We start from the raw sequence: 23,562 nt of genomic DNA, 5'->3' as shown, positions 1-23,562 counted from the left end.
GGTGGTTACACCGCCCTCATCAGCAGGGTCGCGGCGATGAGCACCGCCGTACCTCCGAACATGGAGACCGCGTACGACCGGGCGTAGCCGTTCTGGAGCTTGCGCAGCCGGCCGGAGAGCCCCCCGACCGAGGCCGCGGTGCCGTTGACCACCCCGTCGACGAGGCTGTGGTCGACGTAGACGAGGGAGCGGGTCAGGTGGGTGCCGCCGCGGACGAAGACGACGTGGTTGAAGTCGTCCTGGAGCAGGTCGCGACGGGCGGCCCGGGTGAGCAGCGAGCCGCGCGGGGCGACCACGGGCACCGGGCGGCGCCCGTACTGGACGTACGCGATGCCGACGCCGAGGAGCATGACGGCGACGGTGGCGGTGGTGATCGCGCCGGCGCCGATCGGCGGGTGTCCGTGCTCGAAGCTCGTGACCGGCTCCAGCCAGGTGACGAACCGGTCGCCGATGCTGAACAGGGCGCCCGCGAAGACCGAGCCGACGGCCAGCAGGACCATCGGGACGGTCATCGACCTCGGCGACTCGTGCGGGTGCGGCAGCTCGCCGTTCGCGTCGGGCTGCCAGCGCTTCTCGCCGAAGAAGGTCATCAGCATCACGCGGGTCATGTAGTACGCGGTGATGGCGGCGCCGAGGAGGGCGCAGCCGCCGAGGATCCAGCCCTCGGTGCCGCCCTTGGCGAAGGCCGCCTCGATGATCTTGTCCTTGGAGAAGAAGCCGGACAGGCCGGGGAAGCCGATGATCGCGAGGTAGCCGAGGCCGAAGGTGAGGAACGTGACCGGCATGTACTTCCGCAGGCCGCCGTAGCGGCGCATGTCGACCTCGTCGTTCATGCCGTGCATGACCGAACCGGCGCCGAGGAAGAGCCCGGCCTTGAAGAAGCCGTGGGTGACCAGGTGCATGATCGCGAAGGCGTAGCCGATCGGGCCGAGGCCGGCCGCGAGGATCATGTAGCCGATCTGCGACATCGTCGAGCCGGCCAGCGCCTTCTTGATGTCGTCCTTCGCGCAACCGACGATCGCACCGAAGAGGAGCGTGACGGTGCCGACCACGGTGACGACGAGCTGCGCGTCGGGGGCGGCGTTGAAGATCTCGCCGGAGCGCACGATCAGGTAGACGCCGGCGGTCACCATGGTGGCGGCGTGGATGAGGGCCGAGACCGGGGTCGGGCCCTCCATCGCGTCCCCGAGCCAGGACTGCAGGGGCACCTGGGCCGACTTGCCGCAGGCGGCGAGGAGCAGCATCAGACCGATCGCGGTCAGCTTGCCCTCGGACGCCTCACCGGTGGACTCCAGGACCGGGCCGAAGGCGAAGGTGCCGAAGGTGGTGAACATCAGCATGATCGCGATCGACAGGCCCATGTCGCCGACCCGGTTGACCAGGAAGGCCTTCTTGGCGGCGGTGGCCGCGCTGGGCTTGTGCTGCCAGAAGCCGATGAGGAGGTACGAGGCGAGGCCGACGCCCTCCCAGCCGAAGTACAGCAGCAGGTAGTTGTCGGCGAGGACGAGCAGCAGCATCGCCGCGACGAACAGGTTCAGGTAGCCGAAGAAACGGCGGCGCCGCTCGTCGTGCTCCATGTAGCCGACGGAATACAGGTGGATGAGCGTGCCGACGCCGGTGATCAGGAGCACGAAGGTCATCGACAGCTGGTCGAGCTGGAAGGCGACGTCCGCCCGGAAGTCTCCGACCGAGATCCAGGTGAACAGCTCCTGGTGCAGGGCCCGCTCGTCGGCGCTCTTGGAGAGCATGTCGGCGAACAGGACCAGCCCGATCACGAAGGAGGCGGCGGCGAGCAGGGTGCCGAGCCAGTGCCCGGTCCTGTCGAGCCGCCTTCCGCCGCACAGCAGGACGACGGCTCCGAGCAGGGGCGCGGCGATGAGCAGCGCAATGAGGTTGTCCACGGTCAGCCCCTCACAGCTTCATCAGGCTGGCGTCGTCGACCGAGGCCGAGTGACGGGCACGGAAGACGGACACGATGATCGCGAGCCCGACGACGACCTCCGCGGCGGCCACGACCATCGTGAAGAAGGCGATGATCTGGCCGTCGAGGTTGCCGTGCATGCGGGAGAAGGCGACGAACGCGAGGTTGCAGGCGTTGAGCATCAGCTCGACGCACATGAAGAGCACGATCGCGTTCCGCCGGATCAGCACCCCGACCGCGCCGATGGTGAACAGCAGGGCGGCGAGGTACAGGTAGTTGACGGGATTCACCGGGAGGCCTCCTCTTCGTCCCGCGTCCGGCCCAGACGCTCCTCGGAGCGCTGCTCCAGGGCCTTGAGGTCCGCGAGCGCCTCGCCGGACACGTCCCGGATCTGGCCCCGCTTGCGCAGGGTCGAGATGACGGTCAGCTCGGCCGGGGTGCCGTCGGGCAGCAGGCCGGCGATGTCCACCGCGTTGTGCCGGGCGTAGACGCCGGGCGCCGGGAGCGGCGGAACGTGCTTGCCTTCCCTCACGCGCTGCTCGGCCAGCTCGCGCTGGGTGCGGGCGCGTTCGGTGCGCTCGCGGTGGGTGAGGACCATCGCGCCGACGGCCGCGGTGATGAGCAGGGCGCCGGTGATCTCGAAGGCGAAGACGTACTTGGTGAAGATGAGGGCGGCGAGGCCCTCCACGTTCCCGCCGTTGGCCGTGTTGGCCGTGCCGAGGCCGTTGAACTCGGTCAGCGAGGCGTGGCCGAGTCCCGCGATCAGCAGGACGCCGAAGCCGAGCCCGCAGGCGGCGGCCCACCAGCGCTGGCCCTTGATGGTCTCCTTCAGCGAGTCGGCGGCGGTGACGCCGACCAGCATGACGACGAAGAGGAACAGCATCATGATCGCGCCGGTGTAGACGACGATCTGGACGATGCCCAGGAAGTACGCCCCGTTCGCCAGGTAGAAGACCGCCAGGACGATCATGGTCCCGGCGAGGCAGAGCGCGGAGTGGACGGCCTTCTTCATCAGGATGGTGCACAGCGCGCCGATGACGGCGACGGTGCCGAGCACCCAGAACTGGAACGCCTCACCGGTGGAGGTGGTGGCGGCGGCGAGCGCGCTCATGCGTCCACCCCCTCCGGTTCGTCCTTCTCCCCCTTGGAGGCGGCGACCTGACGGACGGTGCCGGGCGCCGCCTCGGTGACCCGGCCGCGGTAGTAGTCCTGCTCGTCCGTGCCCGGGAAGATGGCGTGCGGCGTGTCGACCATGCCCTCTTCCAAGCCCGCGAGCAGCTGCTCCTTGGTGTAGATCAGGTTCTCGCGGGAGGAGTCGGCCAGTTCGAACTCGTTGGTCATCGTCAGCGCGCGCGTGGGGCAGGCCTCGATGCACAGTCCGCACAGGATGCAGCGGGCGTAGTTGATCTGGTAGACGCGGCCGTACCGCTCGCCCGGCGAGTAGCGCTCCTCTTCGGTGTTGTCCGCGCCCTCCACGTAGATCGCGTCGGCCGGGCAGGCCCAGGCGCACAGTTCGCAGCCGACGCACTTCTCCAGACCGTCGGGGTGACGGTTGAGCTGGTGCCGGCCGTGGAAGCGGGGCGCCGTCGTCTTCTGCTGCTCCGGGTACTGCTCGGTCAGCCGCTTCTTGAACATGGCCTTGAAGGTCACGCCGAAGCCGGCCACCGGATTCTGGAAATCAGACACCGTCCGTCTCCTTTCCATCACTCGCAGTAGCAGTATCGGGGCCACCACTGACGATCAGCTCCCGCTCGCTGCGGGGCCGACGCCGCGGTACGGGCGGCAGGGACTGTCCGGGCTTGGGCGGTACGGGGAAGCCGCCGGCCATCGGGTCGAACGGGCGGGCTTCCTCGGGCGAAGGCGCCTGCGCCTTGGCCTTCTTGTCGCGGAAGACGTCCGCGACGAAGGAGAGCAGCAGCACCGCGAGGACGGCCCCGGCGACGTAGAGCACGATGGTCTGGAAGTCGTAGTTCTCGTTGCGCAGCGCCCGGACCGTGGCGACCAGCATCAGCCAGACCACGGAGACCGGGATGAGCACCTTCCAGCCCAGCTTCATCAGCTGGTCGTAGCGGACGCGGGGCAGCGTGCCGCGCAGCCAGATGAAGAAGAACAGCAGCAGCTGGACCTTGAGGACGAACCAGAGCATCGGCCACCAGCCGTGGTTCGCGCCCTCCCAGAACGTGGAGACGGGCCACGGGGCACGCCAGCCGCCGAGGAAGAGGGTCACCGACACGGCCGAGACCGTCACCATGTTCACGTACTCGGCGAGCATGAACAGCGCGAACTTGATGGACGAGTACTCGGTGTTGAAGCCGCCGACGAGGTCGCCCTCGGACTCCGGCATGTCGAAGGGGGCGCGGTTGGTCTCGCCCACCATGGTGACGATGTAGATGATGAAGGAGACCGGCAGCAGCACGATGTACCAGCGGTCGGCCTGCGCCTCCACGATCTTCGAGGTCGACATCGACCCGGAGTAGAGGAAGACGGAGGCGAAGGCGGCGCCCATGGCGATCTCGTAGGAGATCATCTGCGCGCAGGAGCGCAGACCGCCGAGGAGCGGGTACGTCGAGCCGGAGGACCAACCGGCGAGGACGATGCCGTAGATGCCGACGGAGGCGACCGCGAGGACGTACAGCATCGCGATCGGCAGGTCGGTCAGCTGCATCGTGGTGCGCTGCCCGAAGATCGACACCTCGTTGCCGGCCGGGCCGAACGGGATCACGGCGATGGCCATGAAGGCGGGGATGGCGGCGATGATCGGGGCGAGGACGTAGACGACCTTGTCGGCCCGCCTGACGATCACGTCCTCCTTCAGCATCAGCTTCACGCCGTCGGCGAGCGACTGGAGCATGCCCCAGGGGCCGTGCCGGTTGGGGCCGATGCGCAGCTGCATCCAGGCGACGACCTTGCGCTCCCACACGATGGAGAAGAGCACGGTCACCATGAGGAACGCGAAGCAGAAGACCGCCTTGATCGCGACGAGCCACCAGGGGTCCGTGCCGAACATGGAGAGGTCTTCGGCGGCGAGTGGCGTGTTCATGCCTGCACCTCCGTCGAAGGGGTGGCCGGACCGATGCGGACCAGGTCGCCGGGGCGGGCGCCGGTGCCGGCGAGGACGCCGCGGCCCGTGGAGTTCAGCGGGAGCCAGACCACCCGGTCGGGCATCTCGGTGACGGCCAGCGGGAGGGCGACGGAGCCGGCGGGGCCGGTGACGTCGAGCAGGTCGCCGTCCTTGACGCCGGTGTCGGCGGCGGTCGCGGGCGACAGCCGGGCCACGGCGGCGTGCCGGGTGCCGGCCAGCGCCGCGTCGCCCTCCTGGAGCCGGCCGAGGTCGAGCAGCAGCCGGTGCCCCGCGAGTACGGCCTCGCCGTCGCCGGGGCGTGCCGCGGCCCGGCCGGGCTCGGCCGGCTCGGTGGCCCGCTCGCCGGTCCAGCCGCCGAGCCGGTCCAGCTCGCGCCGCGCGGACCGCAGGTCGGGCAGGCCCAGGTGGGCGTCCATGGCGTCGGCCAGCATGTGCAGCACGCGGGCGTCGGCGGGAGGCAGCGGCCGGGTCATCTGCTCCGGCTTGAGCGCGGCCTCGAACAGGCGGGCCCTGCCCTCCCAGTTGAGGAAGGTGCCGGGCTTCTCGGCGACCGCGGCGACCGGCAGGATCACGTCGGCCCGCTCGGTGACCGCGCCGGGGCGCAGCTCCAGGGAGACGACGAAGGCGGCGTCGAGCGCTTCACGCGCGCGTGCCGGGTCCGGCAGGTCGTCGACGTCGACGCCGCCGACGAGCAGCGCGGCGAGTTCGCCGGTGGCGGCGGCCTCGACGATCTGGCCGGTGTCGCGGCCGTAGCCGTGTGGGAGTTCACGGACGCCCCAGACGGCGGCGACCTCGTCCCGCGCGCGGGGGTCGGTCGCGGGCCGGCCGCCGGGCAGCAGCGCCGGGATGGCGCCCGCCTCGACGGCGCCGCGCTCACCGGCCCGGCGCGGGATCCACACCAGCTTCGCCCCGGTGGCGGTCGCGGCGCGCACGGCGGCGGTGAGCGCGCCGGGCACCCCGGCGAGCCGCTCGCCGACGGCGATGACGGCGCCGTCCTGGCGGAGCGCCTCGGCGGCGGCGAGGCCGTCCGCGGAGAGGCCGGCGCGGGAGGTGAGGGCGTCGAGCCACTCGCTCTCGGTGCCGGGCGCGGCGGGCAGCAGGGTGCCGCCGGTCTTCTCCAGGCCGCGGGTGGCGAACGCGGCGACCGCGTACGTCTTCTGGCCCTTCTTCCGCCAGGCCTTGCGCAGCCGCAGGAAGACGCCGGGGGCCTCCTCCTCGGACTCCAGGCCGACGAGGAGCACGGCCGGGGCGGCTTCGAGGGAGGTGTACGTGACCCCGCTGCCGTCCAGGTCGCGGCCGCGGCCGGCGACGACGGAGGCCAGGAAGTCGGCCTCCTCGCCGGAGTGGACGCGGGCCCGGAAGTCGACGTCGTTGGTGTCGAGGGCGACCCGGGCGAACTTGGCGTACGCGTAGGCGTCCTCGACGGTCAGCCGACCGCCGGCCAGGACGCCGGTGCGGCCGCGGACCAGCCCCTGGGCCGCCGCCTCCAGGGCCTCGGGCCAGGACGCCTGCTCCAGCCGGCCGGTCTCCTTGTTGCGGACCAGCGGCGTGGTGAGGCGGTCGCGCTGCTGCGCGTACCGGAACCCGAACCGCCCCTTGTCGCAGATCCACTCCTCGTTGACCTCGGGATCCTCGGCGGCGAGCCGCCGCATGACCTTGCCGCGCCGGTGGTCGGTGCGGGTCGCGCAGCCGCCCGCGCAGTGCTCGCAGACGCTCGGTGACGACACCAGGTCGAAGGGGCGGGAGCGGAAGCGGTAGGCGGCCGAGGTGAGCGCGCCGACCGGGCAGATCTGGATGGTGTTGCCGGAGAAGTACGACTCGAAGGGGTCGCTGTTGCCGAGGCCGACCTGCTGGAGCGCGCCGCGCTCGATCAGCTCGATCATCGGGTCGCCGGCCACCTGGTGGGAGAAGCGGGTGCAGCGCGCGCACAGCACGCAGCGCTCGCGGTCCAGGAGCACCTGGGTGGACAGCGGGATCGGCTTCTCGTAGGTCCGCTTGCTGCCCTCGAAGCGGGACTCGGCCTGCCCGTGGGACATGGCCTGGTTCTGCAGGGGGCACTCACCGCCCTTGTCGCAGACCGGGCAGTCCAGCGGGTGGTTGATGAGCAGCAGCTCCATCACGCCGTGCTGGGCCTTCTCGGCCACGGGGCTGGTCAGCTGCGACTTCACCACCATGCCGTCGGTGCAGGTGATGGTGCACGAGGCCATCGGCTTGCGCTGGCCCTCGACCTCGACGATGCACTGGCGGCAGGCGCCGGCCGGGTCGAGGAGGGGGTGGTCGCAGAAGCGCGGGATCTCGATGCCGAGCTGTTCGGCGGCCCGGATCACCAGGGTCCCCTTGGGGACGGAGACCTCGATGCCGTCGATCGTCAGGGTGACCATGTCGTCGGTGGCCTTCGGCGGCACCGCCGCACCTCCCCCTCCGGGGGCGGACGTGGTGACGGTCATGCGTTCACCTCCCGGTGCTTGTCCGCCCAGGCCGTCGACTTGGCGGGGTCGAAGGGGCAGCCCTTGCCCGTGATGTGCTGCTCGTACTCGTCGCGGAAGTACTTCAGGGACGAGAAGATCGGCGAGGCGGCGCCGTCGCCGAGGGCGCAGAAGGACTTGCCGTTGATGTTGTCGGCGATGTCGTTCAGCTTGTCGAGGTCGGACATGACGCCCTTGCCGGCCTCGATGTCGCGGAGCAGCTGGACGAGCCAGTAGGTGCCCTCGCGGCAGGGGGTGCACTTGCCGCAGGACTCGTGGGCGTAGAACTCGGTCCAGCGGGTGACGGCCCGCACGACGCAGGTGGTCTCGTCGAAGCACTGCAGCGCCTTGGTGCCGAGCATGGAGCCGGCGGCGCCGACGCCCTCGTAGTCGAGCGGGACGTCGAGGTGCTCGTCGGTGAACATCGGGGTGGACGAACCGCCCGGGGTCCAGAACTTGAGCCGGTGGCCGGGCCGCATCCCGCCGCTCATGTCGAGGAGCTGGCGCAGGGTGATGCCGAGCGGGGCCTCGTACTGGCCGGGCGAGGCGACGTGGCCGCTGAGCGAGTAGAGCGTGAAGCCGGGGGACTTCTCGGTCCCCATGGACGTGAACCAGTCCTTGCCCTTGTTCAGGATCGCGGGAACCGAGGCGATGGACTCGACGTTGTTCACGACGGTGGGGCAGGCGTACAGACCGGCGACCGCCGGGAAGGGGGGACGCAGCCGGGGCTGGCCGCGGCGCCCTTCGAGCGAGTCGAGCAGCGCGGTCTCCTCACCGCAGATGTACGCGCCGGCGCCGGCGTGCACGGTGAGTTCGAGGTCGAGTCCGCTGCCCAGGACGTTCCGGCCGAGGTAGCCCGCGTCGTACGCCTCCTTGACCGCGTGGTGCAGGCGGCGCAGGACGGGCACGACCTCGCCGCGCAGATAGATGAAGGCGTGCGAGGAGCGGATCGCGTAGCAGGCGATCACGATGCCCTCGATCAGCGAGTGCGGGTTGGCGAAGAGGAGGGGGATGTCCTTGCAGGTGCCGGGCTCCGACTCGTCGGCGTTGACGACGAGGTAGTGCGGCTTGCCGTCGCCCTGCGGGATGAACTGCCACTTCATCCCGGTCGGGAAGCCGGCGCCGCCGCGGCCGCGGAGGCCCGAGTCCTTGACGTACGCGATGAGGTCGTCGGGCGACATCGCGAGCGCCTTGCGCAGGCCCTCGTAGCCGTCGTGGCGCCGGTAGGTCTCCAGGGTCCAGGAGTCGGGCTGGTCCCAGAAGGCCGACAGGACGGGTGAGAGCAGCTTCTCGGGGCTGCTGTTGTTGATCTCGGCTGCCAAGGTCATCACTCCCCCTCCCCACTGGCCGATTCGCCGCGCGGGTGGACGATCTTGTGGTGCGGGGTCTCGCCCTTGGCCAGTCGCAGCCCGACGAGCGAGGCCGGGCCGGCCCCTCCGGTGGCCTCGACGGCCCCCTCGCGCTCGTCGGGGAAGCCGGCCAGGATGCGGGCGGTCTCCTTGAAGGTGCACAGGGGGGCGCCTCGGGTGGGCGAGACGGGGCGCCCGGCGACCAGGTCGTCGACGAGCTGCTTGGCGGACTCGGGCGTCTGGTTGTCGAAGAACTCCCAGTTGACCATCACGACGGGCGCGAAGTCGCAGGCCGCGTTGCACTCGATGTGTTCGAGGGTGACCTTGCCGTCCGCGGTCGTCTCGTCGTTGCCGACGCCCAGGTGCTCCTTGAGCTCCTCGAAGATGGCGTCGCCGCCCATCACCGCGCACAGGGTGTTGGTGCAGACGCCGACCTGGTAGTCACCGGACGGCTTGCGCCGGTACATGGTGTAGAAGGTCGCGACGGCGGTGACCTCGGCGGTGGTCAGGCCGAGCAGCTCGGCGCAGAACCGCATGCCCGTGCGGGTCACGTGGCCCTCCTCCGACTGCACGAGGTGCAGCATCGGCAGGAGCGCGGAGCGGGATCCGGGGTAGCGGGCGATGATCTCCTTCGCGTCCGCCTCCAACCGGGCGCGGACCTCGGCCGGGTAGTCGGGTGCGGGCAGCTGGGGCATCCCGAGACTGGTGTGTCCGTCCGTCATCGGTCGACGCCTCCCATCACGGGGTCGATGGACGCGACGGCGACGATGACGTCGGCGACCTGGCCGCCTTCGCACATCGCGGCCATGGCCTGGAGGTTGGTGAAGGACGGGTCGCGGAAGTGAACCCGGTAGGGGCGGGTGCCGCCGTCGGAGACGACGTGCACGCCGAGTTCGCCCTTGGGGGACTCGACCGCCGCGTAGGCCTGTCCGGCGGGGACCCGGAAGCCCTCGGTGACCAGCTTGAAGTGGTGGATCAGGGCCTCCATCGAGGTGCCCATGATCTTCTTGATGTGGTCGAGGGAGTTGCCGAGCCCGTCGGGGCCGAGGGCCAGCTGGGCGGGCCAGGCGATCTTCTTGTCGCCGACCATCACCGGGCCGGGCTCCAGCCGGTCGAGGCACTGCTCGACGATCCGCAGCGACTGGCGCATCTCCTCCAGGCGGACCAGGAAGCGTCCGTAGGAGTCGCAGCTGTCCGCGGTGGGGACCTCGAACTCGTAGTTCTCGTAGCCGCAGTACGGGTCGGTCTTGCGCAGGTCGTGCGGGAGGCCCGCGGAGCGCAGGATCGGTCCGGTGGCGCCGAGCGCCATGCAACCGCTGAGGTCGAGGTAGCCGACGTCCTGCATGCGGGCCTTGAAGATGGGGTTGCCGGTGGCGAGCTTGTCGTACTCCGGCAGGTTCTTCTTCATGGTCTTCACGAACTCGCGCACGGCGTCGACGGCGCCGGGCGGGAGGTCCTGGGCGAGGCCGCCGGGGCGGATGAACGCGTGGTTCATGCGCAGGCCGGTGATCAGCTCGTACAGGTCCAGGATCATCTCGCGGTCCCGGAAGCCGTAGATCATGATCGTGGTGGCGCCGAGCTCCATGCCGCCGGTGGCGATGCAGACGAGGTGCGAGGAGAGCCGGTTGAGCTCCATGAGGAGCACCCGGATGATGCTCGCCCGGTCCGGAACCTGGTCGGTGATGCCGAGCAGCTTCTCCACGCCGAGGCAGTACGCCGTCTCGTTGTAGAACGAGGTGAGGTAGTCCATGCGCGTGACGAAGGTGGTGCCCTGCGTCCAGGTCCGGAACTCGAGGTTCTTCTCGATGCCGGTGTGGAGGTAGCCGATGCCGCAGCGGGCCTCGGTGACGGTCTCGCCGTCGATCTCCAGGATGAGCCGCAGCACGCCGTGGGTGGAGGGGTGCTGGGGACCCATGTTGACGACGATGCGCTCGTCGTCGGCCTTGGCGGCGGACCGGACGACCTCGTCCCAGTCGCCACCGGTGACCGTGTAGACGGTTCCTTCGGTCGTCTCGCGGGCGGACGACGCATTGGGGCTGGTCACGAGTACGACCTCCGCTGGTCCGGAGCCGGGATCTGGGCGCCCTTGTACTCGACGGCGATGCCGCCGAGGGGGTAGTCCTTGCGCTGCGGGTGGCCCTGCCAGTCGTCCGGCATCATGATCCGGGTGAGGGCGGGGTGGCCGTCGAAGACGATGCCGAAGAAGTCGTAGGTCTCGCGCTCGTGCCAGTCGTTGGTCGGATAGACCGGGACGAGCGACGGGATGCGCGGGTCGGCGTCGGGGGCCGAGACCTCCAGGCGGATCAGCCGGCCGTGGGTGAGCGAGCGCAGGTGGTAGACGGCGTGCAGCTCGCGGCCCTTGTCGCCCGGGTAGTGGACGCCGGAGACGCCGGTGCACAGCTCGAAGCGCAGGGCGGGGTCGTCGCGCAGGGTGCGGGCGACCCGGACGAGGTGCTCGCGCTCGATGTGGAAGGTGAGCTCCCCGCGGTCGACCACCGTCTTCTCGATCGCGTTCTCGGGGACCAGGCCCTGTTCCTCCAGGGCTCCCTCCAGCTCGTCGGCGACCTCGTCGAACCAGCCGCCGTACGGGCGGGTGGCCGGGCCGGGCAGGCGCACGGAGCGGACCAGGCCGCCGTAGCCGGAGGTGTCGCCGCCGTTGGCGGCGCCGAACATGCCGCGCTGGACGCGGACCTCCTCACCGTGGTCGCCCCGCTGGCCCGGCAGGTTCTGCGCGCTGAGCTCCTTCTCGGGGTTCGGGGTTTCGTCGCTCACCTGAGCAGGCCCTTCATCTCGATCGTCGGCAGCGCCTTGAGCGCCGCCTCCTCCGCCTCGCGGGCCGCTTCCTTCGCGTTCACGCCGAGCTTGGAGTCCTGGATCTTCTGGTGGAGCTTGAGGATCGCGTCCATCAGCATCTCCGGGCGCGGCGGGCAGCCCGGCAAATAGATGTCAACCGGCACAATGTGATCAACGCCCTGCACAATCGCGTAATTGTTGAACATTCCGCCCGAAGACGCGCAAACCCCCATGGAGATGACCCACTTGGGGTTCGGCATCTGGTCGTAGACCTGCCGCAGGACGGGCGCCATCTTCTGGCTGACACGGCCGGCCACGATCATCAGATCGGCCTGGCGCGGGGAGCCACGGAAGACCTCCATGCCGAAGCGCGCCAGGTCGTAGCGGCCGGCCCCGGTCGTCATCATCTCGATGGCGCAGCACGCGAGGCCGAAGGTCGCGGGGAAGACGGAGGCCTTCCGGACCCAGCCCGCGGCCTGTTCGACGGTCGTCAGCAGAAAACCGCTCGGCAGCTTCTCTTCGAGTCCCATGGGTGCTCCTCAGCCCCTCAGTCCCATTCCAGGCCGCCGCGCCGCCACACGTACGCGTAGGCGACGAAGACGGTGAGCACGAAGAGCAGCATCTCCACGAGCCCGAAAAGCCCCAGGGCGTCGAAGGTGACGGCCCAGGGGTAGAGGAAGACGATCTCGATGTCGAAGACGATGAAGAGCATCGCCGTCAGGTAGTACTTGATCGGGAAGCGACCGCCTCCGGCGGGCGTCGGCGTCGGCTCGATGCCGCACTCGTACGCCTCAAGTTTTGCCCTGTTGTACCGCTTTGGCCCGATTAGCGTGGCCATGACCACGGAGAAGATCGCAAACCCCGCTCCCAGGGCACCGAGCACGAGGATGGGCGCGTACGCATTCACGCTCCTCGCTCCTTCCAGTCGTCCTTGACCGTTGGACCGCACCGTCGGCTCGTGGGGGCCTCGCGAAAGATCGCCAACATGTGAGGCAGTTCACAAGCCCGACTGCCGCGTATCTTAAGCCCGCCCCTCTGTGATCTGCGACACGGGGTACGCCAAGGACTTTGTGATCTCCACCACCTGACGAAGGATCATGAAGTCGGATGAGCGGTGATCTTGCCACTCGAAGCGCCCAGGTGATCACCAGATGTGACATCCGCATCGGAAAACGCTGGTCGGAGGGGTGCTGCACTATCAAGCCACGAGCCCGACAGGCAAATTGGTGATGGCTGCGTTCGGGTGATAAAGGAACCGGCCGTCGCCCGGTCGAGGGGTCCGGAGGACCGAGGTGGACACGTGCGCGCGTTCACGAGCCCGAATGTGACCTGCGCCACACGGAAGGGCCACCCCGAAGAGCGGGGCTTGGCCATCGAGGTGAAGAGGTGGTAAGCGACGGGCAATTCGGGCGTTTCATTGAAAACCCGTGATCAAGGCCGGAATGGGCCGCGCCCGATTTGCCCGTTACGGCGTCAATAAGGGCGCGAGAGAAGCGGATTAGGACGTTCCGAACGTAACTGTGGCGCAACCCACGTTTCTTGAAGGGAACCGTGAAGCCCTGATAGCGGTTGTTCTCATGTCCCAGACCGCTCACATACCCAGCCACCGGAAGCCCCGCCGCAGCGCCTCGAAGCTCGCGTTCCGGGCCGGAGTTGCCGGTGGCGTCTTCAGCACCATCGCGGTGGCCGGCGCCGCCGCGCCGGCGAACGCCGAGCCGGTGACCGAGAAGACCCTCGAGATGCCCACCCTGGGCTCCCTCGACGCCGACCTCGCGAGCGCCGTCTCCGCCTCCGCCGAGGCGAGCCAGCAGGAGGCCCTGGACCAGAGCCTCGCGGCCCAGGAGAGCGCGGCCCTGCAGAAGGCGGCCAAGGACGCCAAGAAGGCCAAGGCCGAGGCGGACCGCAAGGCCGAGGCCGAGAAGGCCGAGAAGGCCCGTGCCGAGGCCCAGGAGCGCGCCTCCCGCACGGCGACGCGCACCTCGCTCTCCGCGAGGTCCTCGTCGTCCGACTCCTCCAGCTCGGTCGCCACCGGCTCCGCCGCCGCGATCGTGGCCTTCGCCAAGGCCCAGATCGGCGACGCCTACATCTCCGGCGGCACCGGCCCCAACTCCTGGGACTGCTCGGGCCTCGTGCAGGCCGCCTACGCCCAGGCCGGCATCGACCTGCCGCGCATCTCCAGCGACCAGTCGAGCCGCGGCACCTCCGTGTCCCTGAGCAACCTGCAGCCGGGCGACATCCTCTACTGGGGCAGCCGCAGCGGCTCGTACCACGTCGCCATCTACGTCGGCGGCGGCAAGTACGTCGGCGCGCAGAACCCGTCCACCGGTGTCGTCGAGCGCGACCTGGACTGGGACCCGCCGTCGGGCGCCGTGCGGATCCTCTGATCCCGCTCCGTCCACGACGAAGGGCCGTCACTCCTCGGGGGAGCGACGGCCCTTCGCGCATGTCCTGAACGGGAAGGTACTTCCAGGAAAGGGCGCTACTTCCTGAATGCCTCGATCATCCGGGCGTAGCTGTCCCCGCCGTGCCCGGCCGCCACGGCCTCCCGCATCAGCGCCAGGTGCAGCTCCGGCAGCCTGCCGTCGACGCCGCGCGCCTCGCCGGCGTGCAGCAGGTGCGCGATCGACGCCACGTGCACGTCGAGGGTCGCGTCGTCGCCCGGGTACTCCCCCGCGTCGATCTGCTCGGCGTACGTGGTCATGAACCAGCCCATCGTGCGCAGCGAGCGCACCGCGATGGCCGTGAAGTCCCGGGCCGGGACCCCGTCGGCCTCGGTGAGCGCGGTGGCGTGCAGCCAGCCGCCGAACACCGACCACATCAGGCCGAGCAGCCCGGCGTCGTACAGCGAGGCGAGACCGGCGTCCGCGCCCAGGTCCACCGGGTCGCCGAGGACGGCCAGGGCCGGGCGGTGCGTGTCCAGGAGGCCGGCGCCGCCCGCGTAAAGGATCATGTTGGCGCTGTCGCCGATGCCGGGCGGGGTGGTCATGATCCCGCCGTCGAGGTAGCCGATGCCGTGCCCGGCGGCCCATTCGGCCTCCGCGCGGGCCTGCTCGGGCGAGCCGGACGTGAGGTTGACCAGGACCCTGCCGCGCAGCGTGTCGGCGACGGGGGCGAGGAGGGAGCGGACGGCCGCGTAGTCGAGGACGCACACCACGACGAGCTCGCTCGCCGCGACCGCCTCGGCGACGGTGGCGGCAGGGCGGGCCCCGCGGGCGACGAGCGGTTCGGCCTTGTCCGGGGTGCGGTTGAAGACGGTGGTGGGATGGCCGGCGTCGAGGAAGGCGGCGGCGAGAGCCGCGCCCATCCGGCCGAGCCCGATGACGGTGACGTTCTGCTTGCTCATGACGCTCACGCTCTCAGCGGCGAGAACCGGCCGACAGGACCAGGACTGACGCCCGTCGCACGATTCCTGCCATAGGGTCGCGGGCATGAGCACCGTCGCCGACACGAGCACCGTCGCGGACGTGAGCACCGTCGCCGACACGAGCACCGTCGCGGACGTGAGCACCGTCGCCGACACGAGCAGCGTCGCGGACGTGAGCACCGGAGTCGCCACGGACGACGTGGGCGCCGCCGTCGTCGCCGTCGTCCTCGTCCCGGACGAGCAGTCGCGCGTCTCCCCGTACGACGTGTACGAACTCTCCACCGTGGCCATGGTGTTCGGGATGCCGCACACGGATCTGAGCGACCCCTGGTACGAGCTGCGGGTCTGCGGCCCGGCCCCGCACGGCACCCACGGCCTGGACGGGCTCGCGGGCGCGGACACCGTCATCGTGCCGTCGGTGCCGGACGCGGTGGTCGAGGGCCGCCAGGAACTGCCGGCCGACCTGGTCGAGGGACTGCGGGCGGCCGCGGCGTCCGGGGCGCGGATGGTGTCGATGTGCAGCGGCGCCTTCGCGCTCGCCGCGGCCGGCCTGCTCGACGGGCGCCGGGCCACGCTGCACCACGCGTACGCGACCGAACTCGCGGCCCGTCACCCGGAGGTGACGGTCGACGCGTCCGTCCTCTACACCGACGACGGGGCGGTCCTGACGAGCGCGGGCGCCGCCGCGGGCCTGGACCTGTGCCTGCACCTCGTGCGGAAGGACCTGGGCGCCGCGGTCGCGGGCGCACTCGCGAGCCGGCTGGTCGTCCCGGCCCACCGGGCCGGCGACCGGCCCCAGTTCGTCGCCGCACCGCTGCCACCGGCCGAGGCGCCGGACACCCTCGGCCCGGCCCTCCAGTGGGCCGTGGAGCACCTGCACGAGCCGCTGAGCGTCGACGAGCTGGCCCGCCGCGCCCACATGAGCCCGCGCACCTTCCACCGCCGCGTCCGCGAGACGCACGGCACGACGCCGCTGCAGTGGCTGCTCGGCGAGCGCGTGGCGCGGGCGCGGACGCTGCTGGAGTCCACCGACCTGCCCGTCGAGCAGGTCGGCGAGCGCAGCGGGCTGGGCACGGCGGCCAACCTGCGCCGCCACTTCACCCGGGCGGTCGGGGTGTCCCCGACCGCCTACCGGGCGGGGTTCAGGCCTTCGGGGCCACCTTCGAGAGGCCGTTGATGATGCGGTCCATCGCGTCTCCGCCCGTCGGGTCGGTGAGGTTGGCCAGCATCTTCAGGGTGAACATCATCAGGACGGGGTGGGTCAGACCGCGCTGCGTGGCGATCTTCATGACCTTCGGGTTGCCGATGAGCTTCACGAAGGCACGGCCCAGCGTGTAGTAGCCGCCGTAGGTGTCCTTGAGGATCTTCGGGTAGTTGTGCAGGGCCAGTTCGCGCTGGGCGGGGGTCTGGCGGGCGTGGGCCTGGACGATGACGTCGGCGGCGATCTGGCCGGACTCCATCGCGTAGGCGATGCCCTCGCCGTTGAAGGGGTTGACCAGGCCGCCGGCGTCGCCGACGAGCAGCAGGCCCTTGGTGTAGTGCGGCTGGCGGTTGAAGGCCATCGGGAGGGCGGCGCCGCGGATCGGCGTCGTCATGTTCTCCGGGGTGAAGCCCCAGTCCTCCGGCATGGAGGCGCACCAGGCCTTGAGGACCTCGCGCCAGTCCAGCTCGCGGAAGGCCTTCGAGGAGTTGAGGATGCCGAGGCCGACGTTGGAGGTGCCGTCGCCCATGCCGAAGATCCAGCCGTAGCCGGGCAGCAGACGGTCCTGCGGGCCGCGCCGGTCCCACAGCTCCAGCCAGGACTCCAGGTAGTCGTCGTCGTGGCGGGGCGAGGTGAAGTACGTCCGGACGGCGACGCCCATCGGACGGTCCTCGCGCCGGTGCAGGCCCATCGCCAGGGAGAGGCGGGTGGAGTTGCCGTCGGCGGCGACGACGAGCGGGGCGTGGAAGGTGACCTCGCGCTTCTCCTCGCCGAGCTTGGCGTGGACGCCGGTGATCCGGCCGGTACGGTCGTCGATGATCGGGGCGCCGACGTTGCAGCGCTCGTGGAGCCGGGCACCGGCCTTCTGCGCCTGCCGGGCGAGCTGCTCGTCGAAGTCGTCGCGCTTGCGGACCAGACCGTAGTCCGGGTACGAGGCGAGGTCCGGCCAGTCGAGCTGCAGCCGGACGCCGCCGCCGATGATCCGCAGGCCCTTGTTGCGCAGCCAGCCGGCCTCTTCGGAGATGTCGATGCCCATGGCGACGAGCTGCTTGGTGGCGCGCGGGGTGAGGCCGTCGCCGCAGACCTTCTCGCGCGGGAACGCGGTCTTCTCCAGGAGCAGGACGTCGAGCCCGGCCTTGGCCAGGTAGTACGCGGTGGTCGAGCCGGCCGGGCCCGCCCCGACGACGATCACATCTGCGGTGTGCTCGGAGAGAGGCTGCTCGGTCACGGCGGGGGCTCCCGGGGATGCGGCGATTCAGGACGCTTCGCAGTCTATGGGGACGGGTTCCGCCGGTCGCCGCCGGGCGCAGACCGTCCGCCCGGGGCGTAAAGCGCTCGCTGCGCACGGACGTACGGGCAAGATCATCCACCGTGACCATCACTCGTACACAGATACGGAGGGGCTCGCTGCTCGCGGCCCTCCTCGCTCTGCTCTGCTCGACGTTCCTCGTGCTGCCCGCGAACGCCGAACCCGCTCCCTTCGAGGACTGCCCGACGGGGCAGTTCTGCCTCTATGACGGCAGCAGCGGGACGGGCACCCGCACCGACGTCGCCGAGGGCGGCAAGGCCGAGAGGAACGCCGGCACCGTCCTGTCCGTCAAGAACAACACCCGCATGTGGGCCTGCGTCTACGGCAGGAGCGAATACGGAGGCGGCCTCCAGACCGTCAAGCCGGGCAACGCCGACGAGTACGTCACCGACGGCACCCGCTGGGTCGTCGGCTCGTACAAGCTGGTGCCCACCCGCGCCCTGTGCTTCACCGGCTACGAGCGCTGCGAGAACGACAAGGTCTGCACCTTCGCCGAGAAGAACGGGCGCGGCGCGATGACCGTCCACGAGCCGGCCGTCGACCCCGCGACGCAGAACCTGGGCAACAGCTACGGCGCCGAGGTCGCCCCCCGGTCCGTGTGGAACCGGACGGGCAAGCACGTCTGCTTCTACCTGCAGCCCGACTACACCGGCACCTGGGTCGGCGACGACGACAAGTCGTACGGCGCGTACGTCGTGCTGCGCGGGGACCACATCACCGTTCCCGGCTCGCTCGCGGGCACGTTCCGCTCCCACGAACTCGTCAACGGAACCTCGGAGTGCCAGTGACCACGCCCCTGCGCCCGGCCTTCGCCGTCGCCGCCGCCCTGACGGCGGCCCTCGCCCTGACCACCTCGGCCGCCGCCGCCCCCACCGTGGACGAGTCGCAGAGCCTGCTCGCCGCGAACTGGGTGAAGAACGCCGAGGTCGACGCGACCGTCCCCGGTGTCACCCGCACCACCTGGACCGAGAAGAACCTGGACAACCGCACCAGACCGCGCATCCTCCAGATCGTCGAGATCGACCCGTCCGCCGCCCCCATCGGCCTGGAGAGCACCATCGGTGCGGGCGACGGCGTGGCCGAGACGGTCGCCGAACAGCTCGCCGGGGTCAGCTCGGTGCCCACCCGGCACCCCGTGGCCGGCGTCAACGGCGGTCTGTTCAAGTCGGAGGACAAGCACCCCGACCATCTCCTGCCCGCCGGCACCGAGCCCGTCACGCTCCAGCACATGGGCGTCTCGGTCACCGACGGCGTCCTGCACAGCTCCAGCTGCTACAACCGCGGCCAGGGCACCTCGGGCGCCGTGATCCAGTACGGCGTCCCCTACATCACCAAGCTGCTCACGGAGCTCGGCCTGACCACGGCCGACGGGACCACCGTGCACCTCGACGACATCAACCGGGACCCGGGCCGCGCCCGCGGCTGCGCGAGGGACGGCGACGACCGGCTCGTCCCCGAGGAGGTCACCGGGGCGAAGGGCGTCTACACCGACCCCGACGAGATCGTCCTGTTCACCGACGACTACCGGTTCCCGGTCCCCAAGCCCGGTATCGACCCGACCGTCACCACCGAGGACGACCCCGGCTTCGAGGTCGTCCTCGATTCCACGGGCAAGGTGACGGCCGCCCGGGAGGGCCGCGGCGGGGCCGACACCACACAGGTCATGGTGCCGTCCAAGGGGCGCATCCTGCAGGGCGTCGGCACCGGTGCCGCGTGGCTGCGCGCCAACGCCGCCGTCGGCACCCGCCTGACCGTCGACCAGAAGCTCAAGGACACGCGGCTGGGCCGGGAGATCCCGCTGGACCCGTCGGTCGACGTCGTGGGCTCCTTCCACCAGGTCCTGCGCGACGGCGCGGTCCCGGACGAACTCCCCGACACCTGCAACCAGTCGGGTCCCGGCGCGGCACCCGGCACCGTGAACTGCACGGACTCGCGGACGGCCGTCGGCACGAACGTCCACGGACACGCCGTGCTCGTCACCCTGACCGGGCAGACGCAGCCGGACAACACGACCACCCACGAGGACGGCGCGTCCCTCCGGACCTTCGCCTCGCTCCTGGACTCCGAGGAGCTCGGCCTGATCGACGCGCTCAACCTGGACGGTGGCGGCTCGACGACCCTGATGACCGGCACCCGGACGCACACCCCGCCGACGGACCGCGTGAACGGCGTCTACGTGCACCGGCACGTCGCCGACTCCGTGTACGCCGGGATCAGCGGCTACGGCATGTACGAGAAGTAGGCCTACGCGGCCTTGAACCCCCGGTGCATCGCGACGATCCCGCCGGTCAGGTTCCGCCAGGCCACCCGCTCCCAGCCGGCCTTCTGCAGCATTCCTGCGAGGGTCGGCTGGTCGGGCCAGGACTGGATGGACTCGGCGAGGTAGACGTACGCGTCGGGGTTGGACGACACGGCCCGCGCGACCGGCGGCAGGGCGCGCATCAGGTACTCCTCGTACACGGTGCGGAAGGGCGCCCAGGTGGCGTGCGAGAACTCGCAGATGACGACCCGGCCGCCGGGCTTCGTCACGCGGTGGAGCTCGCGGAGCGCCTGGTCGGTGTCCTGGATGTTGCGCAGTCCGAAGGAGATGGTGACGGCGTCGAAGACGTCGTCCCGGAAGGGCAGCTTGGTGCCGTCGCCGGCCGTGAACGGCATCCACGGGTGGTTCTTCTTGCCGACCCGCAGCATGCCGAGCGAGAAGTCGCAGGGCACGACGTAGGCGCCGGCCCGCGCGAACGGCTGCGAGGAGGTCGCGGTGCCGGCGGCGAGGTCCAGGACCTTCTGCCCGGGCCGCGCGTCGACCGCCTTGGCGACCTCCTTGCGCCACCGGCGGTCCTGCCCGAGGGACAGCACGTCGTTGGTGAGGTCGTAGTTCGCCGCCACGTCGTCGAACATCGAGGCGACTTCGTGCGGCTGCTTGTCCAGGGTGGCGCGGGTCACTGGCGTTCGCCTCGCTTGTGTCGTACTGCCGGCTGACGTTACGCCCGCATTGTCGCAGGGCGCCCCGGGCCCTGCGGTCAGCGGGCCCGGTAGACCAGGCGCCCGGCGAGGACGGTGGCCACGCAGGTGGCCGCGCCCCGGCGGACCAGGGCCGCCCGGTCGGGTACGTCGAAGACCGCGAAGCGGGCCGGGCCGCCCGGCGCCAGGCGGGGCAGCAGCACGAGCGGCGCCGGCGAGAGCGACGGCGGTCCCGGCAGGTTCGGCGGGCGCTGCCCGACGGCGAGCCCGGCCCGGCGCACCGCGTCCTGGGCGGCCCGCCCGCGCAGTTCGCCGGCGACGGCGACGGTGCCGTGCGCGAGGAGCCGCTGCACCCCGCGCCGCGCGCTGGCGCCGAGCCGCGCGGGGTCGGTGCGGAAGATCTCCCGCGCCCGCTCCCCCGTGAGGGGCTCGGTGCCGTACGTGTCGGCCTCGCGCGGGTCGGGGTGGTAGGTCTGTTCGAGGAGTTCGGGACCGTACGGGTTGAGCAGCCCGGGCGTGAGGATGCCGGGCCACCGGCGCAGCCGCGCGTCCTGGTTCGCGGCGGCCAGTTCCTCGTACGGGCCGACGGCCGCGACGAGCGCGCCGTCGACGAGGACCGCGTTCTCGGGCGACGCGTCGGCGACGTGCAGCGTCAGCATGGGGCCTTCGTTCCGGTCAGTTCGCGTCGAGCAGCTTCAGCTCGGGGTGGGCCGTGCCGCCCTCGATCGCGATGGACGAGATGTGGGAGGCCACGCGCTCGTCGACCGGGTCGTTCGCCGGGTCGTCGTGGACGACCAGGTGCTCGTAGGTGGTCGAGCGCTGGGCCGGGACGCGGTCCGCGGTGCGGATCATGTCGATCATCTCGCGCAGGTTGGAGCGGTGCTTGGCACCGGCCGAGGAGACGACGTTCTCCTCCAGCATGATCGAGCCGAGGTCGTCGGCGCCGTAGTGCAGGGTGAGCTGACCGATCTCCTTGCCCGTGGTCAGCCAGGAGCCCTGGATGTGGGCGATGTTGTCCATGAAGAGCCGGCCGATGGCGATCATCCGCAGGTACTCGAAGATCGTGGCCTGCGTGCGGCCCTTCAGGTGGTTGTTCTCGGGCTGGTACAGGTACGGGATGAAGGCCCGGAAGCCACCCGTCCGGTCCTGCGTGTCGCGGATCATCCGCAGGTGCTCGATGCGCTCGGCGTTGGTCTCGCCGGTGCCCATGAGCATCGTGGAGGTGGACTCGACGCCCAGCTTGTGGGCGATCTCCATGATCTCCAGCCAGCGCTCGCCGGACTCCTTGAGCGGCGCGATGGCCTTGCGCGGGCGCTCGGGGAGGAGCTCCGCGCCGGCGCCGGCGAACGAGTCGAGGCCGGCCGCGTGGATCCGGGTGATGGCCTCCTCGACGGAGACGCCGGAGATGCGGGCCATGTGCTCGACCTCGGAGGCGCCGAGGGAGTGGATGACCAGCTGCGGGAACTCCGCCTTGATGGCCGCGAAGTGCTTCTCGTAGTACTCGACGCCGAAGTCCGGGTGGTGCCCGCCCTGGAACATGATCTGGGTGCCGCCGAGCTCCACGGTCTCCGCGCAGCGGCGCAGGATGTCGTCGAGGTCGCGGGTCCAGCCCTTCTTCGTGTCCTTCGGGGCCGCGTAGAAGGCGCAGAACTTGCACGCCGTCACACAGACGTTCGTGTAGTTGATGTTGCGCTCGATGATGTACGTCGCGATGTGCTCGGTCCCCGCGTACCGGCGGCGGCGCACGGCGTCGGCGGCGGCGCCGAGGGCGTGCAGCGGCGCCGAGCGGTAGAGGTCGAGCGCCTCCTCGGGAGTGATCCGGCCACCCTCGGCGGCGCGGTCGAGAACGGACTGGAGTTCGGCCTTCTCGGTCACCGGGTGTGTCCCTTTCGGAGGGTTCGGACGCGTACTGCACGGACCGAACCAGCCTACGCCAGGGCCTCGGCGCGGATTCGTCCCGGTCCCGAGCCAACCGAACGCGGCCGGGATCCCTCTCCTTCTCCGGAATCCGCCGTATTACCCGAAACGCACGCCGAACCGCACGGAGACCCGTCATGACTCGTCGCAGCCCGCTCACCCGGACCCTCGCGGCCGCTCTCGCCCTCGGCACCACCCTCGCCGTGGTGACCGGCTGCTCGAAGGACGAGGACGAGCCGGTCTCCTTCGACACGCCGCGCGGCGAGCGGTCCGCCAACCACCAGGTCGCGCAGCAGCACACGGGCAAGGGCAGGACGGGCGGCGCCAAGGTGCCCGAGACCGTCTTCCCGACGGGGCCGAAGGCGACCTTCACCACGGCCAACACGGTCGAGGACGGCACCAAGATCGGTGTCACCGAAGTCCACGGCGAGAAGTCCGGGTTCACGGGCAAGGTGTGGGTGTGGGCCCCCAAGCAGTATTTCGACCCGAAGTACGCGGACAGCGGCTTCCCGGTCCTCATCTCCCTGCCCGGCGGGGTCGGCTATCCGACGAATTACTGGATGGGCACGGACCTCAAACTGCAGTCGAGCGTGGCGCGGTGGTCCGAGGAGGGAAAGAGCCTTCCGTTCATTCTCGTGATGCCCGTTCTCAACCCGGACGACAAGCACTACTACGACGGCAGTGATATTCCGGGCCAGCCGAAGATGGGCACCTGGCTGACCGAGGACGTGCCGGATTTCGTCCGGGCCAATTTCCGGACCTTCAAGTCCCGGGACGGCTGGGCCTTCATGGGCTCGTCCTCGGGCGGCTTCGTCGCGCTCAAGTCCGTGCTGCAGAAGCCGGACAGGTTCAAGGCCGCCATCGCCTCCGGACCGGACTACGTCCCGGACTCCCCGCTGTGGAAGGGGCACGGGAAGGAGCAGCAGGCGAACAACCCGGAGAAGCTGGCCGCCGCGCTCAACCGGAAGCCCGACACGCCGGGGAACCGGGTCTACCTGGGCTTCCAGATCGGCACCAGGGAGACCAGCCGCGGCAAGCTGAACGCCTTCATGCGGGCGTACACCAACAAGGGGCCGGTGAAGGCCCACCTCCAGGTGATCCAGAACGGCGGGCACAACGCGCGCAGCTACGTCAAGGGCATGGACGAGGGCACGATCGCCTGGATCAGCAAGCAGCTCCAGGCGCCGATCCCCTCGTCCTGAC

Annotated in this window: 22 protein-coding genes; 5 read left to right on the top strand and 17 right to left on the bottom strand. The window is 70.4% G+C overall.

Annotated elements, in window-relative coordinates; all coding sequences use genetic code 11:
• Positions 1 to 5 precede the first annotated feature (5 nt).
• From nuoL to AB0M16_RS01040, 12 genes are read right to left on the bottom strand one after another with little or no spacing between them, the layout of a single operon-like run.
• The gene (nuoL, locus tag AB0M16_RS01095) at positions 6 to 1,901 is read right to left on the bottom strand and encodes an NADH-quinone oxidoreductase subunit L (RefSeq protein ID WP_365337380.1); all 1,896 of its coding nucleotides are present in this window, start codon (positions 1,899 to 1,901) and stop codon (positions 6 to 8) included.
• Positions 1,902 to 1,911: 10 nt separating this feature from the next.
• The gene (gene nuoK, locus AB0M16_RS01090) at positions 1,912 to 2,211 is read right to left on the bottom strand and encodes an NADH-quinone oxidoreductase subunit NuoK (RefSeq protein WP_365337378.1); all 300 of its coding nucleotides are present in this window, start codon (positions 2,209 to 2,211) and stop codon (positions 1,912 to 1,914) included.
• Positions 2,208 to 3,032: an NADH-quinone oxidoreductase subunit J gene (locus AB0M16_RS01085; RefSeq protein ID WP_365337376.1), complete on the bottom strand. Its 825-nt coding sequence runs from the start codon at positions 3,030 to 3,032 to the stop codon at positions 2,208 to 2,210. The genes nuoK and AB0M16_RS01085 overlap by 4 nt, the downstream gene beginning before the upstream one ends.
• Positions 3,029 to 3,625, bottom strand: coding sequence for an NADH-quinone oxidoreductase subunit NuoI (gene nuoI / locus AB0M16_RS01080; RefSeq protein WP_365337374.1), 597 nt, complete (start codon positions 3,623 to 3,625; stop codon positions 3,029 to 3,031). The genes AB0M16_RS01085 and nuoI overlap by 4 nt, the downstream gene beginning before the upstream one ends.
• A complete protein-coding gene (gene nuoH, locus AB0M16_RS01075; protein WP_365337372.1) occupies positions 3,600 to 4,961 on the bottom strand; it encodes an NADH-quinone oxidoreductase subunit NuoH in 1,362 nt (453 codons plus the stop codon). Before nuoH ends, nuoI begins: the two co-directional genes overlap by 26 nt.
• Entirely contained in the window at positions 4,958 to 7,450 is a 2,493-nt protein-coding gene (locus tag AB0M16_RS01070) for an NADH-quinone oxidoreductase subunit G (protein ID WP_365337370.1), read from the bottom strand. The genes nuoH and AB0M16_RS01070 overlap by 4 nt, the downstream gene beginning before the upstream one ends.
• Positions 7,447 to 8,796: an NADH-quinone oxidoreductase subunit NuoF gene (nuoF, locus tag AB0M16_RS01065; RefSeq protein ID WP_365337368.1), complete on the bottom strand. Its 1,350-nt coding sequence runs from the start codon at positions 8,794 to 8,796 to the stop codon at positions 7,447 to 7,449. Before nuoF ends, AB0M16_RS01070 begins: the two co-directional genes overlap by 4 nt.
• Positions 8,796 to 9,539 (bottom strand): NADH-quinone oxidoreductase subunit NuoE, encoded by a 744-nt coding sequence (nuoE, locus tag AB0M16_RS01060; protein WP_365337366.1) that lies wholly within the window; start codon positions 9,537 to 9,539, stop codon positions 8,796 to 8,798. Before nuoE ends, nuoF begins: the two co-directional genes overlap by 1 nt.
• Entirely contained in the window at positions 9,536 to 10,861 is a 1,326-nt protein-coding gene (locus AB0M16_RS01055) for an NADH-quinone oxidoreductase subunit D (RefSeq protein WP_365337364.1), read from the bottom strand. The genes nuoE and AB0M16_RS01055 overlap by 4 nt, the downstream gene beginning before the upstream one ends.
• A complete protein-coding gene (locus AB0M16_RS01050) occupies positions 10,858 to 11,589 on the bottom strand; it encodes an NADH-quinone oxidoreductase subunit C (RefSeq protein ID WP_365337362.1) in 732 nt (243 codons plus the stop codon). Before AB0M16_RS01050 ends, AB0M16_RS01055 begins: the two co-directional genes overlap by 4 nt.
• Positions 11,586 to 12,140: an NADH-quinone oxidoreductase subunit B family protein gene (locus AB0M16_RS01045; protein WP_365337360.1), complete on the bottom strand. Its 555-nt coding sequence runs from the start codon at positions 12,138 to 12,140 to the stop codon at positions 11,586 to 11,588. Before AB0M16_RS01045 ends, AB0M16_RS01050 begins: the two co-directional genes overlap by 4 nt.
• A 17-nt stretch (positions 12,141 to 12,157) precedes the next feature.
• Positions 12,158 to 12,517, bottom strand: coding sequence for an NADH-quinone oxidoreductase subunit A (locus AB0M16_RS01040; RefSeq protein WP_030494815.1), 360 nt, complete (start codon positions 12,515 to 12,517; stop codon positions 12,158 to 12,160).
• A gap of 670 nt (positions 12,518 to 13,187) precedes the next feature.
• Here AB0M16_RS01040 and AB0M16_RS01035 point away from each other — a divergent pair.
• A complete protein-coding gene (locus AB0M16_RS01035) occupies positions 13,188 to 13,994 on the top strand; it encodes a C40 family peptidase (protein ID WP_365337358.1) in 807 nt (268 codons plus the stop codon).
• 95 nt (positions 13,995 to 14,089) lie between these two features.
• On the opposite strand, the gene AB0M16_RS01030 is transcribed toward AB0M16_RS01035, so the two are convergent.
• Positions 14,090 to 14,953, bottom strand: a complete 864-nt coding sequence (locus AB0M16_RS01030) for an NAD(P)-binding domain-containing protein (protein ID WP_365337356.1) — start codon at positions 14,951 to 14,953, stop codon at positions 14,090 to 14,092.
• A 220-nt stretch (positions 14,954 to 15,173) separates the two neighbouring features.
• Between AB0M16_RS01030 and AB0M16_RS01025 the strand changes: the two genes are divergently transcribed.
• Complete coding sequence (locus AB0M16_RS01025) at positions 15,174 to 16,151, top strand: helix-turn-helix domain-containing protein (protein ID WP_365337932.1); 978 nt, start codon at positions 15,174 to 15,176, stop codon at positions 16,149 to 16,151.
• Here AB0M16_RS01025 and AB0M16_RS01020 read toward each other — a convergent pair.
• The gene (locus AB0M16_RS01020; protein WP_365337354.1) at positions 16,117 to 17,403 is read right to left on the bottom strand and encodes a geranylgeranyl reductase family protein; all 1,287 of its coding nucleotides are present in this window, start codon (positions 17,401 to 17,403) and stop codon (positions 16,117 to 16,119) included. The genes AB0M16_RS01025 and AB0M16_RS01020 overlap by 35 nt on opposite strands.
• A 143-nt stretch (positions 17,404 to 17,546) precedes the next feature.
• On the opposite strand from AB0M16_RS01020, the gene AB0M16_RS01015 reads away from it, so the two are divergent.
• The gene (locus tag AB0M16_RS01015) at positions 17,547 to 18,272 is read left to right on the top strand and encodes a peptidase inhibitor family I36 protein (RefSeq protein ID WP_365337352.1); all 726 of its coding nucleotides are present in this window, start codon (positions 17,547 to 17,549) and stop codon (positions 18,270 to 18,272) included.
• Positions 18,269 to 19,726 carry a phosphodiester glycosidase family protein gene (locus tag AB0M16_RS01010; protein ID WP_365337350.1) on the top strand — a complete coding sequence of 486 codons (1,458 nt, stop codon included), beginning with the start codon at positions 18,269 to 18,271 and terminating at the stop codon, positions 19,724 to 19,726. Before AB0M16_RS01015 ends, AB0M16_RS01010 begins: the two co-directional genes overlap by 4 nt.
• Before the next feature lie 2 nt (positions 19,727 to 19,728).
• Here AB0M16_RS01010 and AB0M16_RS01005 read toward each other — a convergent pair whose 3' ends face one another.
• From AB0M16_RS01005 to mqnC, 3 genes are all read right to left on the bottom strand, one after another.
• Complete coding sequence (locus AB0M16_RS01005; RefSeq protein WP_365337348.1) at positions 19,729 to 20,424, bottom strand: demethylmenaquinone methyltransferase; 696 nt, start codon at positions 20,422 to 20,424, stop codon at positions 19,729 to 19,731.
• Between the two features lie 77 nt (positions 20,425 to 20,501).
• Positions 20,502 to 21,101: a hypothetical protein gene (locus AB0M16_RS01000; RefSeq protein ID WP_365337346.1), complete on the bottom strand. Its 600-nt coding sequence runs from the start codon at positions 21,099 to 21,101 to the stop codon at positions 20,502 to 20,504.
• 16 nt (positions 21,102 to 21,117) lie between these two features.
• Positions 21,118 to 22,317, bottom strand: a complete 1,200-nt coding sequence (gene mqnC, locus AB0M16_RS00995) for a cyclic dehypoxanthinyl futalosine synthase (RefSeq protein WP_365337344.1) — start codon at positions 22,315 to 22,317, stop codon at positions 21,118 to 21,120.
• A 179-nt stretch (positions 22,318 to 22,496) separates the two neighbouring features.
• Here mqnC and AB0M16_RS00990 point away from each other — a divergent pair, with 179 nt between their 5' ends.
• Complete coding sequence (locus tag AB0M16_RS00990; RefSeq protein WP_365337342.1) at positions 22,497 to 23,561, top strand: alpha/beta hydrolase-fold protein; 1,065 nt, start codon at positions 22,497 to 22,499, stop codon at positions 23,559 to 23,561.
• Position 23,562 lies beyond the last annotated feature (1 nt).

This window comes from Streptomyces sp. NPDC051921, from assembly GCF_040680975.1.
Classification (GTDB): Bacteria; Actinomycetota; Actinomycetes; order Streptomycetales; family Streptomycetaceae; genus Streptomyces.
Note: the sequence above shows the minus strand (reverse complement) of the source record. Positions and strands in the feature narration are given on the sequence as shown.